The 14,366-nt window shown below is 65.5% G+C and carries 9 protein-coding genes; 5 read left to right on the top strand and 4 right to left on the bottom strand.

Annotated elements, in window-relative coordinates:
- Positions 1–106: 106 nt before the first annotated feature.
- From B5520_RS15260 to B5520_RS15250, 3 genes are all read right to left on the bottom strand, one after another.
- Positions 107–1,732, bottom strand: a complete 1,626-nt coding sequence (locus tag B5520_RS15260; protein ID WP_079597932.1) for an ABC transporter substrate-binding protein — start codon at positions 1,730–1,732, stop codon at positions 107–109.
- Positions 1,733–1,897: 165 nt separating this feature from the next.
- Positions 1,898–4,057, bottom strand: a complete 2,160-nt coding sequence (murJ, locus tag B5520_RS15255) for a murein biosynthesis integral membrane protein MurJ (RefSeq protein ID WP_079597931.1) — start codon at positions 4,055–4,057, stop codon at positions 1,898–1,900.
- A 61-nt stretch (positions 4,058–4,118) separates the two neighbouring features.
- Entirely contained in the window at positions 4,119–4,619 is a 501-nt protein-coding gene (locus tag B5520_RS15250) for an NUDIX hydrolase (protein ID WP_079597930.1), read from the bottom strand.
- Positions 4,620–4,826: 207 nt separating this feature from the next.
- On the opposite strand from B5520_RS15250, the gene B5520_RS15245 reads away from it, so the two are divergent.
- Together B5520_RS15245 and B5520_RS15240 are read left to right on the top strand one after the other, a co-directional pair.
- Positions 4,827–6,335, top strand: a complete 1,509-nt coding sequence (locus B5520_RS15245) for a CCA tRNA nucleotidyltransferase (protein WP_079597929.1) — start codon at positions 4,827–4,829, stop codon at positions 6,333–6,335.
- Complete coding sequence (locus B5520_RS15240; RefSeq protein WP_079597928.1) at positions 6,332–6,916, top strand: histidine phosphatase family protein; 585 nt, start codon at positions 6,332–6,334, stop codon at positions 6,914–6,916. Before B5520_RS15245 ends, B5520_RS15240 begins: the two co-directional genes overlap by 4 nt.
- Positions 6,917–7,720: 804 nt before the next feature.
- Here B5520_RS15240 and B5520_RS15235 read toward each other — a convergent pair.
- Positions 7,721–9,238 (bottom strand): glycosyltransferase family 39 protein, encoded by a 1,518-nt coding sequence (locus B5520_RS15235; RefSeq protein ID WP_079597927.1) that lies wholly within the window; start codon positions 9,236–9,238, stop codon positions 7,721–7,723.
- A gap of 165 nt (positions 9,239–9,403) precedes the next feature.
- Here B5520_RS15235 and B5520_RS15230 point away from each other — a divergent pair, with 165 nt between their 5' ends.
- The 3 genes from B5520_RS15230 to B5520_RS15220 all read left to right on the top strand — a co-directional run bounded on the left by B5520_RS15230 (position 9,404) and on the right by B5520_RS15220 (position 14,365).
- Positions 9,404–10,864: a glycosyltransferase family 87 protein gene (locus B5520_RS15230; RefSeq protein ID WP_079597926.1), complete on the top strand. Its 1,461-nt coding sequence runs from the start codon at positions 9,404–9,406 to the stop codon at positions 10,862–10,864.
- Positions 10,857–12,314, top strand: a complete 1,458-nt coding sequence (locus B5520_RS15225) for a phytoene desaturase family protein (protein ID WP_079597925.1) — start codon at positions 10,857–10,859, stop codon at positions 12,312–12,314. The genes B5520_RS15230 and B5520_RS15225 overlap by 8 nt, the downstream gene beginning before the upstream one ends.
- A gap of 62 nt (positions 12,315–12,376) precedes the next feature.
- The gene (locus B5520_RS15220) at positions 12,377–14,365 is read left to right on the top strand and encodes a penicillin-binding transpeptidase domain-containing protein (protein ID WP_079597924.1); all 1,989 of its coding nucleotides are present in this window, start codon (positions 12,377–12,379) and stop codon (positions 14,363–14,365) included.
- Position 14,366: the final 1 nt, after the last annotated feature.

The raw sequence follows: 14,366 nt of genomic DNA, 5'->3' as shown, positions 1-14,366 counted from the left end.
CAGTTCCCCATCACCGGCTGTAAAGAGCGCAACCCGGAAGCGTATTAAATGCCAGCGGCCCTCCCCCAGTTGAAGGGAAGGGCCGCAGGTGGTGAAGAGCGGAAGACTACTGGACTTTGATCTCCGCCAAACGGATGCCGTAGCCGTACCGGGTCTTCGGTGCAGCGAGCCGGGGAAGGGAGTTGACCGAAACGATGACATACTCCGCTTCCACAGGCGCTGCCAACGGCATGTTGAGGTCCGTGGAAGTAAAACTGTTGGTCCCAACAGCCTTGGCACCGTCCAGGGATGGCTGGTCGTTGGTGTAAACGGTGATGTTTCCGCCAGAGCCACCAAGCTGAGAGAGGGTGATGGAAGAAACAGTGGCAGGGCTCTCGAGCTTCACCACCAGCGGAACACCCTGTGTTGCCAGGCCGCCCCAGTTGTCGGTGGCGAATTCCATGTCCGACCAGTAGCTTGCGGCATTGCCGTCGTACGCCTTCACCAGGTCGCCGTCGAACGTGGCGGCAAAGTCGAAGTTGCCCTGCCGGGTCACACTCTCAATGACGGGCGGCGCGGCAGGCGGAGCTGAACTGGGAGCTGCGGAGGGAGCGGCCGAACCTTCCGGTGCGCTTGTGTTGGTGGCTGGAGCCGGATTATTTGCCTGGGGCTGGGAAAAGAGGCTGCCCAGATTGGTTACGGCGAACACGAGACCGGCGATCAGGACAACAGCCAGGAGTCCGCCCACCAGCCAACGCATGGACCGCGGTTCACGTTCAGGCTCGTCCCGGTCGCCGTCGTAGTCACCCGGGTCGGCAAAAGAAACTCCCGCGGCCGCCGGGGCTGCTGCCCGGGCAAAGACGGCTGACTTCTTGTTCACCGGCTGGGGCTCATCCACCGGTTCTTCGTGGTGGTCGTAGCCCTCCTGGTCCGACTGCACGTAATCGTCGTCCGACCACAGGGATACCTTGGGCTTCCCCGCGCCTGCTGCTTCGGCTGAAGTACCGGAAGAAGCACCGGCATCGGCGCCACGGGAAGCGTCTTGAACCGGATGCGCGGCGGTGGCGTCCGGATCAGCTTCGGCGGCAGTCGCGCCACCGCGTGATGCCCCACCGGCACCTGAAGCAGCAGCCGCAGCGGCAGCGCCGCCAACAGCCGCAGCGCCGCCAACAGCGGCGGCCCCACGATCAGCCGAGGACCCACCGACTGCGGAGGCTCCAGACCGGCCAACCCCAGGCGATGCTGCGGGCCGGACGGGAGGCCTGGGCGGCACAACGGGTGCAGTCCGGTAAGGGTCCACCTCGCTGGGGTGTGTTTGGCCGTAATTGATGTAGCCGGCGTCGACGTGATCTTCATCGTCGTAGGGTTCCGGCTCGTGCGACCGGGGCTGGCCGAAGATTTCGCTGCCCAGGGTGTCGGTGAAAAAGGGCTCCACGTAGGGAGGATTCGATGCCACCACGAGGTCCAGCAGATCAGCGGCGGATGTGTGGTTAGTGATGAGGTAGGTGGCTGCCTCAGTGACGCCGAGGTCCAGCACCTGTACGGTGCCGGGCCGTTCACCGGTGGCAACCTCGCGGGCGCTCTGGGCAACCTGCTCTGTGTTTTCGGGTCCGGCGACCAGGATGCTGACGGGCCGGTTCAGGACCTGGTCCACACCATCCAGCACCAGATCGTGGTCGTGCGAGGCCAATACGGTGGCTGTGACCTTGTAGCGGCCGCCCAGTACTGATCCGACATCGATCGGGTTGGACACGTGTTCCTCCTAGATTTTCCGGGATTGCCGGCATAGATGACGCAACCGCCGTTCAGGGACTGCCGCGCGGCCTGCCCCTGGATACAACTCCCCCTGTACCTTTTCGATCCTAGCGGATTGCGTCCGGCGCGCCGTGGACAAAGACCTCCGGAAACGGCAGGGCAGTCACTTTTTACGGGGGCGCCGCCGCTTGAAATAAGGGTTTTCGCCTGCCTTGCCCTGGAACGTGCGCCGGCCGGGCAGCGGGATCTGCTCACGGAGCAAGCCCCCGCGTGCTGTCCCCGGCTGGTCCTCGCCCGGCAGGTAGCCGCCGTCGGACGTTCCCTGGCCGCCGCCGTCGTAAGAATCCGAGCGCCTGCCCACATGCTCCGGCTCGGGGCCGGCGCGGAAGGAAGCAGCATCAAACTCGCCTGAAATCCGGGGAATGAGCCCCGTGTCCACGGAGGTCGTGGCCCGCTCGGGACGGACGGGGCGTTCTGCGGCGACCGCACCTTCCACGGAGGGCGTTCCCTCTGGAGAGGACGACGGCGGGGCCCCGCCTGCCGCCGCGGGCGCAGCGGGGCCGCCGCGGCCCAGGCGGCCGAGCAGGGGGCGGAGGAGGTCGCGCAGTTCGGCCACGCGGAACAGTTTGAGCAGGAAGAAGTAGACCACCAGCATCACGGGACCTACAACGATGACCGTGATCAGCGCGGTCAGCCGGTCATGCCAGGCGAAGCCGTTGGGGTCGTAGCTGCCCATCAGCCACAGCGCACCGGCACCGGCGATGGCGGATCCGAGGGCGGCGTAGCCCATCCGGATGTAGGAGCTGGCGATCCGGGCCCCGTCAAGGTGTCCGAGGAGCCGGCGCAGGAAGTACGCGCTGATGACCACGGACAGGATGTTGCCCACCATGTAGAGGACCGCGATGGCATAGATGATCTGGTTGACCGGCAGGAACTGGATGGCAAAGGCGCCGGCAACGTAAACCACCGCGAGCAGCAGCTGAATGTAGAAGGGGGTGCGTGCGTCCTCGTTCGCGTAAAACACCCGGGACATCATGAAGTTGGCGCTCATGAACGGTGTGCTGAGCGCCAGGATGGTGAGCGTCTGGGCCAGCATCACGCCGTCCTGCCTGTCCCCGCCCGAGAAGAACATGCCCAGCGGGCCGGCGAGGGCGAACAGGGCCAGGGCACCGAAAACGGTGGCAACGGCCATGGTCCGCAGCCCGTGCGAAAGGGCATCCCGCAGCTCGTCCCGGTTGCCGTCCTGCGAGGCCCTGGTCATCCGGTTGAACAGCACCGTGGCCAGGGACAGCGCAATGATGGAGTGCGGCAGTAGGTACAGCTGGCTGGCCACTTCCAGCACGGCGTTGCCCGGCAGCATCTCCGCGGCCGGGTCGCCCGCCTCCTGCAGCCGGAGGCGTTCCGCACCGGGGATGGTGGCGATGCGCATGACATACAGGAACGCGAGCTGCCCGACGGCGGCAGTCAGCAGGGTCCAGACGCTCAGCTTGGCTGCCTGGCCCAGTCCCACGCCGCGCCAGCCAAAGCGCGGCCGGAGTCCCAGCCGGAGCCGGAATACGGGTATCAGGAGGATGGCCGTCTGGGAGATGACGCCGATGGTGGAGAAGCCGGCCACGAACAGTGTTTGCGTCTCACCCCAGTTCTCCAGGGTGTGCGGACTGAGCTCGTTGGTGCCGAAGATCCAGATGAACATTCCGAGGCCGGCGATGGCCACGAGGTTGTTGAGGATGGGCGCCCACATGGCAGGACCAAAGGCGCCGTTGGCGTTGAGGACCTGGGTCAGGAGGGCATAGAGGCCGTAAAAGAAGATCTGCGGCAGGCACCAGAAAGCGAACGTGACAGCCAGGGCCTTTTGCTGCGGGGTGTATCCCTGCGTGGTGAGTTCAATGACCGCCGGGGCTGCCAGGGTGACCAGCGCCGTCAGGCCCAGCAGGAGCAGGACAGCAAGCGTCAGCAGCCTGCTGATGTAGTCCGCTCCCCTGTCCGGAGCCTTGCTGGCCTTGATGATCTGCGGCACCAGGACCGCGTTGAACACGCCGCCGGCCACCAGCAGGAAGATCAGGTTGGGCAGGTTGTTGGCGTTGATGAACGTGTCATTGACCGTGGAGCCTAGCCCCAGCGCCGTGCCCAGCATCCAGGTCTTGCCGAACCCCAGGAACCGCGACACGAGCGTGCCGGCGGCCATGATGGCGCTGGAACGGGTTTCGCTGGCGCCGACGGCTACTGGACCGGTGTCCGGGCCTGCCGGTTCCATGGGTACACCCTCGGGAACCGCATCGCCGGGCCGGCCGGGTTTATCGGAAGGAAAATTGGAAGCTGACATCGAGTTCATCGTCTCACCCGGACGCCGCTATCGCCGCAACGCCGGCACGGGCAGTGCGGCGCTACAGGTGTCCGGGCAGGACTTCGCGGGCAAGGTCGGCGATGCGCCGCTCATTCGGAAAGGACAGTTTCCGGGCCAGCTCCTGGATGGGCACCCATGCCACGTCCACGGCTTCCTGGTCCGGATCGTTTTCGATGGTCAGCTCACCGCCGGTGGCGCGCAGGAGGTAGTGGTGGACCGTTTTGTGGACCCGGTGGCCGCTGACGGTAAACCAGTAGTCGATGCTTCCAAGCGGGGCGAGGATGCTGCCCTCGATGCCGGTTTCCTCGGCGATCTCCCGGACCGCCGCTTCCTCGTTGTTTTCCTTGCCCTCCGGATGGCCCTTGGGCAGGCACCATTCAAGGCGTCCGCCCCTGTTAAGGCGGGAGATGATCGCAACCCTCAACTCGGCGTCGGACGTGTCCACCACCACGCCGCCGGCGGAGACTTCCTCCACCGTCGGCAGCGAAGCCGGCGCCGAATGCTGCGCAGGCGCAACGTGCGCACCGATTGCCGACGGCAATGGTGCGTTCGTCCTCCTGCCTGGAGCGCTCGGTACTGGATGGGCCATGGAGTCCACTCTAACGACTGTTGCCCGCTCGTGATGACCGGAACATGACACCAACATGGACGGCATATGACGCAGTTTCCCGGCAGTGGACCGAATCCACGGGATCTTGACGCTTTTTTGGCCTGCCGGGCGGCAGGTTTCTGCCAAGCTTAAGTAACTATGGCGCACGCACATCACAAGACTGATTCCCACACCGTCGATTTCCAGGTGGACCCGGTGGTCCTGGAGCTCGGCCAGCGCTTTGTGGACGCCGGCCACGAACTGTCCCTGGTGGGCGGGCCGGTGCGGGACCTGTTCCTGGGGCGGACCTCCCCCGACCTGGACTTCACCACGGACGCCACGCCGGACCAGACCGTGGCCCTCATCAAGAAGTGGGCTGACAATTTCTGGGAGATCGGGCGCGCCTTCGGAACCATCGGCATGCGCAAGGACGGATTCCAGATTGAGATCACCACCTACCGGGCGGAGGCGTACGATCCCGAATCCCGCAAACCCGTGGTGGCATTCGGTTCATCCCTGACCGACGACCTGCTGCGGCGGGACTTCACCATCAATGCCATGGCCTTGAAACTGCCCGCCATGGAGCTCGTGGACCCCTTTGGGGGCGTCCGCGACCTGCACGCCTCCGTGCTGGCCACCCCGGGATCGCCCGAGGCGTCCTTCTCCGATGACCCGCTGAGGATGATGCGGGCCGCCAGGTTCGCGGCGCAGCTGGGCGTGTCAGTTTCCGACGACGTCCGGGAAGCCATGACCCGAATGGCCGAACGCATCACCATCATTTCCGCCGAGCGGGTGCGCGACGAACTGGTCAAGCTCATCTCCGGGGCACAGCCCCGGGTCGGCGTGGACCTGCTGGTGGACACGGGCCTCGCCGAGTTCGTGCTGCCCGAAGTTTCCGCCCTCCGCCTTGAGTCCGACGAGCACCACCGCCACAAGGATGTCTACCAGCACTCACTGCAGGTGCTGGAACAGGCAGCGGAGCTGGAAACGGACGGTGACGGCCCGGTGCCCGGGCCCGACTTTGTGCTGCGGTTCGCGGCATTGATGCACGACGTCGGCAAGCCGGCGACGCGGCGCTTCGAACCTGGCGGGGCGGTCAGCTTCCGCCACCACGACATGGTGGGGGCAAAGCTCACCACCAAACGCATGAAGGCCCTGCGTTTCGACAACGACACCACCAAAGCCGTGGCCCGGCTGGTGGAGCTGCATATGCGCTTCTACGGCTACGGCGACGCCGGCTGGAGCGATTCGGCGGTCCGCCGCTACGTCACGGACGCCGGGCCCCTGCTCGAACGCCTGCACCGGCTCACCCGCTCAGACGTCACCACCCGGAACCAGAGGAAGGCCGAGCGCCTGGCCTTTGCCTACGACGACCTTGAAGACCGCATCGCCGCATTGCGGGAGCAGGAGTCCCTGGATGCTGTGCGGCCGGACCTGGACGGCGCCCGGATCATGGCACTGCTCAGCCTCAAGCCCGGACCCGTGGTGGGCAGGGCGTACAAGTTCCTGCTCAATGAGCGGATGGAACACGGTCCCCTGCCCGTCGAGGACGCGGAGGCCCGGCTGCTCCGCTGGTGGGCCGAACAGCCCGAATCAGCTCCTGCCGCAGCGGAGGCCGGAAAGTCTCCCGCCGCCGTCGAACCTTCCCCGTCTGAGGAGACCAAGTGACCGATCCTGCCCTTGCCCCCCGCCCCCAGCTCTGGATCCTCCGGCACGGCGAGACCGAGTGGTCCAAGAGCGGCCAGTACACCGGGCTCACGGACCTCCCGCTCACGGTCGAAGGCGAACAGCAGGCTGTGGAAGCCCGTAAAGTGCTCGACGCCGTCGACTTCGACCTGGTGCTCACCTCGCCGCTGCGGCGTGCCCGGCGGACCGCGGAACTGGCGGGATTTCCGGACGCGCAGCACGAACCGCTGGCAGTGGAGTGGAACTACGGCGACTACGAAGGCATCAGCTCGGACCTGATCCGCAAGGACAACCCTGACTACCTCATCTGGACGCACGGTGTTCCCAACGGCGAGACGCTGGACGAGGTTGCGGCCAGGGCGGATAAGATCATTGGCCGGGTCCTGGAATCGGGAATGGACAATGTGCTGATCGTTGCGCACGGCCATTTCTCGCGGATCCTCACGGCACGGTGGCTGGAACTGGCGCCCACGGAGGGCAGGCACTTCATCCTGGGGACCGCAAAAGTCTGCACACTGGGGTGGGATAAGAGGACGCCCGCAATTGTCCGCTGGGGCCTTTAATTTCCTTTTTGTAAATTAGGGTTGCTGAATTCCCCAAAAGCAGTAGTCACCAGAAGAATCCTGGTGTACTTTTATTCCTGACCCCAGAGCCAACTGCCGCGGTCAGCGCCCCGGTTGCACGCTTTGTCTGCAGCGAACAGAGGAAAAGGAGGTTGGGAGAAATGATGACTTTGACTGGCGGACGGAAGACCACCATCACCGCGCACCCGGCCCCCGCGCACAATGCGCACCTGTTCGGGGGCCAACCAGGCTGCTGACGCCTGCCCTTGTCCTCCGTCCCCTGGTGGGGCGGCAAGGTATTCACGGTATATCCGGCGGAATTTCGCGTCCCTAGGCCTGCCTCCCCTTTCTGGGTGGCGTGCAGCTTGCGGCGGTTCCGGGCATTTCCTGTGAGCGCGGACTCCCGCATCCCATAATTCGGAACCAGTTTTCCGATGGGTCTCGGTCGCCTGCCGGAAATTCCGTTTTCGCCAAAATACCCTCGAATGGTTCGGCGAATTTGTAGCGCCATTATGTGGGCGCTAATTCCTTTTCAACGCGGCCTTATTTTGTTATGCCCATTTATAAGGCTGGCTGTCACCCCGTAGGGAGGTGAGAACCAATGATCCGAAAACTCCGGAAGTTCCTGTTCACTGCGCCACGGCGGACCAGGAGCAGGATGCTGTTCAACCAAGACCTCTTGGAGCGGCAGCGGAATGACGTATTTGTCCTGATGCACCAACAGATGAGCGGGCTGCGCTGACATGTACGGCCGGCACTGATATTCCTGCCGCATGTGCGGCGGGACCTTTGCGGCCGGGACTTTCAGGAGCAGGTGAAGGAGATCAGGACCAGCCGCTGGAAGGGCTGGTTGCCGGTCTCCCGGCACTGCGCAGCGGTGAAAGCGGAGAGGTCGCTGGGGGCGGCATTTCCGAGCCCGACAAACAGCACTTCGCCGCGGCCGGACAGTTCAGCGGCGGTGACGGGGGCATCCAGGCCCCACAACGTCCCGGACTCTGCCGGCGTTTCCTCAAGGGACAGGTCCTGGACGCCGTCGAAACGTTCCGGATAGGCAAGCACCATGTCACGGAGGTACGGCTCGCCGAACACCATGGCGGCGGGTTGCGGCGCCTGCTGATCCAGCAGCGCCGCAATCCGGCGTTCGGTATCGGCCGGCTCATTCACCAGGCTCTTGAGTGTGAGCTGCGGGACCAGGCTGCAGCAGATAACTCCAGCTACCACCATGGGACGGAGCCATGTGTGCTTGGCGGGAAGCCTGGAAATCCCCAGTCCTACCAGCAGGGCAAACGCAGGGGCGGTGAACGTCAGGTACCGGGCGACGTAGACGGGCTGGGCCACGACGCTGACCAGCAGGAGCCCGGCAACGGGAACTGCTACGCCTGCCAAGCACAGGACCAGAAGGGGACGCAGGGCAGTGCTGCGCCGGGCGGACCAAAGGCCCCACGCCAGCAAGCCAATCTCCACCACGCCGAGGAGCACCACAAACGCCAGAACCCATTGCGGAGGCATGTTCCCGGTGGGACGGTCGTCGCCGTAAAAGTACTGTTTGACGGCCGCGGTCATCAGGTTCTGCAGCAGGGAACGGTTCTGGATCCAGTCCACCTGTGCCTTTTGCCCCAGGGCGTAGATCAGGAACGGCAGCACACAAGCCCCGGCCGCGGAGCAGGCCACCAAAGTGGCCAGCATCCGGCGCCGGAGTATGACCGCTGCGGCTGCGTGCGCCGCGACGGCCAAGCCGAAGAACATGAACATCCATACGCCCACCACTGCGCACAGAGCGTAGAGGACCCAGTCGAGGATCCGGTTGGACTCCCATGCCCGGAGCAGCAAGAGGGTGAGGGCCACGGCCAGCAGGGCGGTGAAAGCAGACTGCCGGGCCTCGGTTCCGGCCCACACCATGCGGGGAAGGACGGCCAGCACCAGGCCGGCGGCAAAACCCAGGGATTCGGACCCCAGTTTCCGCCCGATGAGGGCCGTCCCGGCGCAGGCAAGCCCCACCGCAAACGCCGACGGCATCCTCATGGAAATTTCCGAGAAACCAAAGACGGACGTCCAGAAATGCATGATCAGGTAGTAGAGGCCGTGAACCGCGTCCACCGACTGCAGCAGCAGAAGCAGCTCTCCCGGAGACCGGCCGGCCGCGGAAATGGTGGCGATCTCGTCATCCCAGAACGAGGGAATCCACGATCCTATGAACGCCGCGCAGAAGCCCAGCAGGCCCAGGGACGCCGGCATCCACCACTGCGCAGCAGCCGGGCCCGGCACTGCGGCCAGCCGGGAGCGTCGTCCGGCAGCATGGCCGCTGACCCTTTGGCTCTCCACCTATAACCCCCTGAAGACTGCTGGTTCCCTGCGGCAAGCAGCCGTACATTCGTTCACGATTGGAAGGACAATTGCCGGGAAAATACTGCCCGGCACACCTTGCGACGATACAGGCCCTTCCGACGTTAAACCTCATCCTGCAGCCACACGGGTAAGCTCAACTCCATGGAGGAGACCCAGCCCCCGGGGCGCCGAGGACGGTCCCGACTGGTGGTTCCCAGCCGCAGCGACATGCTGCTGCGGAACTTCACGGAAGTCATTGGCGGTCCGCTGGGCCGCAGATCGGACCCCGGCGTTATTTCACCCGGGATATTCACCGCGGAACGGGTCCTGATCCTCCTCACCCTTGCCGCCGCGCTCGTCGGCGTCCTGCTTAAAGGCTATTGCCGCGCCAATGGCTGGGAGTCCCCCACCCAGTTCTACGCCACCTGCTATTCGGATTTTCCCGAGCTTTTCTCACACCGCGGTCTGGCTGAGGGAGGCTTCCCCGTCCTCACCAATCAGTTCGAATATCCCGTCCTCATAGGACTGATCGCCGGGCTGACGGCGTGGCTGGTCCCGGGAACCGGCGTGACGGACGGACGGGTCCTGGCGTATTTCGACATCAACGCGGCACTGTTGGCAGGGGCGGCCATGATCGCCGTCCTGGCAACAGCGAGGATGTCAGCCCGCCGGCCCTGGGACGCAGCGATGGTGGCCCTGGCCCCGGGGATCATTCTCGCGGGCACCGTGAACTGGGACCTGTGGACGGTTTGCCTGCTCGCTGTGGCCATGTACTTTTTCGCGCAGCAGCGGCTGGTGCCGGCCGGGATCCTGATCGGACTCGCCACGGCCACCAACCTGTACCCGTTGCTGCTCCTGGCAGCCATCCTGCTGCTCGCCCTTCGCACCGGCCATCTCCGCGCCCTGCTGGTCACGGGCGGGGCGGCGGCCGGCAGCTGGATTGCAGTGAACCTGCCGTTCGCGGCCACAAACTTTGACGGCTGGGCCCACTATTTCCGGTACACGGCTGACCGCGATGCGGGCTACAGTTCGCCCTGGTTCGCCTACAACCTGGTGGCCGGCAGGCTGCGCTGGCCAGAGCTGAGTCCGGCCGCTGTGGACCTGCTCTCGCCCGCACTCCTGGTGGTGGCATGTGCCGCCATTGCCGTTATTGTCCTCAGCGCTCCCCGGCGGCCCCGCCTTGCCCAGGTGGCCTTTCTTCTGGTGGGCGCCCTCATCCTCACCAACAAGGCGTATTCCCCGCAGTTTGTGGTGTGGCTGATCCCGCTCCTGGCGCTGGCGCGGCCCCGGTGGCGCGATTTCCTGGTCTGGCAGGGAATTGAGGGCCTGCATTGGGCCGCCGTGTGGATGTACCTTGGACAGGTGACCAGCGCAGGCTCCTCCCAGCACAACCTGGATATGCCCTACTACGTCCTCGCCGTGGCTGCCCACATGTTTGCGGTGGCCTATCTCATGGCCCGCGTTACGTGGGACATTTATGACCCGAATTATGATCCCATCCGGCGCCACCACACCGATGATCCCCATGGCGGGCCCTTTGCCGGCGCGCCGGACCGGATTCGGTTGAGCCTGCGCCGGCCGGCAGATTCACTCCTGCCCTGGAAGGAACCTTCGAATGCCTGATGTTGTGGTGGTGGGAGCCGGCCCCAACGGGCTGGCGGCAGCGGCAGTCATGGCCCGCGCCGGACTTTCCGTGGAGGTCTTCGAGGCAGCCGCTTCCATCGGCGGCGGGACACGCACCACCGAACTGATGCAGCCCGGCCACTTCCACGACGTGTGCTCGGCTGTCCATCCGATGGCCCTCGCCTCGCCCTTCTTTCGGGCATTCGAACTGGCCCGCCGGGTGGAAATGGTCACCCCGGAGATCTCCTACGGTTCGCCGCTGGACGGCGGACGCGCAGCCCTGGCCTACCGGTCCCTCGACCGGACGGCAGCGGAACTCGGGCGGGACGGCGCCGCCTATCGCAGGCTTATGGCGCCCTTGGTCCGGAACGTGGACGGGATCATGGACTTCACGCAGAACCAGCTCTTCCGGATTCCGCGCAGCCCTGCAGCTGCCGGTATTTTTGGGCTGCGGACCATGGAACAGGGAACGGGGGCCTGGAACGCCAGGTTCCGCGAGGAGTACGCTCCCGCCCTGCTCACCGGCGTTGCCGCCCACGCCATCTCCCGCCAGCCCTCCCTCGCCGGCGCCGGTGCCGGACTCATGCTGGGCGCCCTCGGGCATGCGCAGGGATGGCCCATCCCGTTGGGAGGCTCCATTTCAATCGCTGCCGCACTTGCCGAGGATGTTAAGGCGCACGGGGGCGCCATCCATGCGAACGCTCCGATAGACAGGCTTGCAGACCTTCCCACTGCCAAGGCCACGCTGCTCAACGTTTCGCCGCGCGGACTGGTCGCCATGGCCGGCCAGTCGCTGCCTGACGGCTACCGGCGGGCCTTGGAGTCATTCCGCTACGGAAACGGCTCGTGCAAGGTGGACTTCATCCTGTCCGGGCCCGTGCCCTGGCAGGCGCCCGAACTGGCCGACGCCGGCACGGTCCATGTAGGCGGTACCAGGAGGGACCTGGCCCATTCAGAGAATGAGGTCAATGCGGGCCGCCATCCGGAACGGCCGTACGTCCTGGTGGCACAGCCCTCGCGGTTCGACGCCGGCCGGGCTCCGGAAGGACACCACACAGTGTGGACCTACTGCCACGTTCCGGCAGGTTCAACCAAGGACATGACCGAGGCCATCACCGCGCAGCTGGAGCGCTACGCGCCGGGCTTCCGCGACCTCATAGTGCAGACGAATGCGGTCACCGCCGCTGGATTGGCCGAATACAACCGGAACTACATTGGCGGTGATTTCAGCGTGGGGACCATGGACCTGCGGGGCCTGGTCCAAAGGCCGGTGGTTTCCCGTGCCCCGTGGCGCACCCCCTTGCGCGGCGTCTACCTTTGTTCGTCCTCCACTCCGCCGGGTCCGGGGGTCACAGGAATGCCCGGACTGCACGCCGCGACACATGCCCTTAAGGACATATTCGGGATGGGAGTGCCGGCGCTGGGAATGTCGGCCGCGCGAGGAAAGTGAGCCGAAAGGCACCCGTCGCAATGTGGGCAAAAGGAGTGGCAAAACCGGGGCATAATGGCGCGATGGGGAAAAAAACAAAACTTTCGGCAGCCGTAGCTGCGCTCATTCTCGGAACATTGCTGGTGGCGTGCGACGACGGCCGCAGTGGTGCCGAGGCGGCAGCCTCACAGCTGGCCACCGCCGTTTCGGGTCTGGATATCGCGTCGGTGGAGTTCGACGGCAAGGATGCCGGAGCTGCCAACGACCAGCTCAAGACAGTTTTTGCTGCCCTTGATCCGCAAAAGCCCACCGTCGAAGTCGGCGAACTCACCCTGGACGGCGACAACGCGTCGTCGCCCCTGAACTACACCTGGTCCTTCGGTGACGCGCAGTGGAAGTACACGGTGTCGGCCAAATTCAAGAAGTCCGGCGACAAGTGGCTCACGGTCTGGGAGCCAGCCCTCCTGGTTCCGGGCCTCGCGGATTCCGAAATCCTGACCAAGGGCGCACAGTCGCCGCAGCGCGCCGACATCCTCGGTGCCGGCGACGTCCCACTGGTCACGTACCGCCCCGTGGTGAACGTAGGTATCGACAAGCCGCAGCTGGGTGCCGCCGACCCTGCCGATTCAGCCGGAAAACTGGCCGCTTTGGTGGGTGTCGATCCCGCCGGATATGTGGAGCAGGTCAAGGCATCCGGTGCCTCGGCCTTCGTGCCGGCAATCACCCTGCGTGAAGAGGGCCGGACCATCACGAATGAGCAGATTGCTGCCATCCCGGGCGCGCGGGCCATTCCAGCCTCCATGCCGCTGGCGCCCAGCCGGACTTTTGCCCGCGCTGTGCTCGGCTCCGTTGGCGAGGCGACCGCTGAGCAGATCGAAGCCTCGGAAGGAGCGCTGACGCCGGGCGATGTGACGGGCATCGGCGGCCTGCAGCAACAGTACGACGAGCAGCTGAGGGGTACGGACGCCGTCGTCATCCGCGCCCAGCGTGCGGATCTGACCCGCGAACAGATCCAGTCGTCAGCCACCGACCCCAGGCGCGTGCTTTTTGAGGTGGCGCCGACGCCGGGGACGCCCCTGAAGACCACCCTGGACCCGGGGCTGCAGACGCTCGCCGAAAGCACCCTGGAAAAAGTGGGTCCCGCCTCCGCCATCGTGGCCCTGCGCCCCTCCACCGGAGCGGTCCTTGCGGCCGCCTCCGGGCCGGGCAGCAACGGCTACAACACGGCGATGCTGGGGCAGTACGCCCCGGGCTCGATCTTTAAGATGGTGGACTCGCTGGCGATGTTCCGCAACGGCCTCACTCCCGAATCCAAGGTTGAATGCACGCCTACCCTCACGGTGGACGGGCGGACGTTCAAGAATGCGGAGGGGTATCCCGAGGGTTCCCTCGGTTCCGTCACCCTCCGCGATGCCTTCGCGCATTCCTGCAACACCGCCTTCATTGCCGCGCGTGACAAGGTGTCTCAGGGGCAGCTCGAAGCGGCAGCCATGGCCATGGGCCTGGCCGTGGAGGCCCCCGCACTTGGGGCGGAGGCATTCCTCGGTTCCGTCCCCGCCGAAGCAGCCGGAACCGAGCATGCCGCCTCCATGATCGGCCAGGGCAAGGTACTTCTGTCACCGTTGGCGGCGGCGATGATGGCAGGTTCCGTGGCCAAGGGGGCGCCTGTCTCGCCGCAGCTGGTCCTGAACCCCGACGGCGGTGCTGCCGCCGCCGGGACCACCAGCGGTTCCACAGCTCCGGCCGCCCAGCCGTCTGCGACGGCGACAGCTGAAGCACCCTCGACGGCGTCCGGCCAGCCGATCACGGCGGCCGAGGCCGCTTCCCTCGCGGACATGATGCGCGCCGTCGTCACCTCCGGACACGCAGGGTTCCTCTCGTCCGTTCCGGGTGAGCCCGTGGGCGCCAAGACCGGCACCGCCGAGTTCGGCAAAGAGAATCCGCCCAAGACCCACGCCTGGATTGTTGCCGTGCACGGAGACCTTGCCGTGGCCGTCTTCGTGGAGGATGGCGGACTGGGAGCAACAACATCCGGGCCGCTGCTGAAGGAGTTCCTCACCGCCGCCGGCTGAC

The organism is Arthrobacter sp. P2b (assembly GCF_900168295.1).
In the GTDB taxonomy this organism is placed as follows: domain Bacteria; phylum Actinomycetota; class Actinomycetes; order Actinomycetales; family Micrococcaceae; genus Arthrobacter.
The sequence above is the reverse complement of the archived record's forward strand: the minus strand, read 5'-3'. Positions and strand labels throughout refer to the sequence as shown.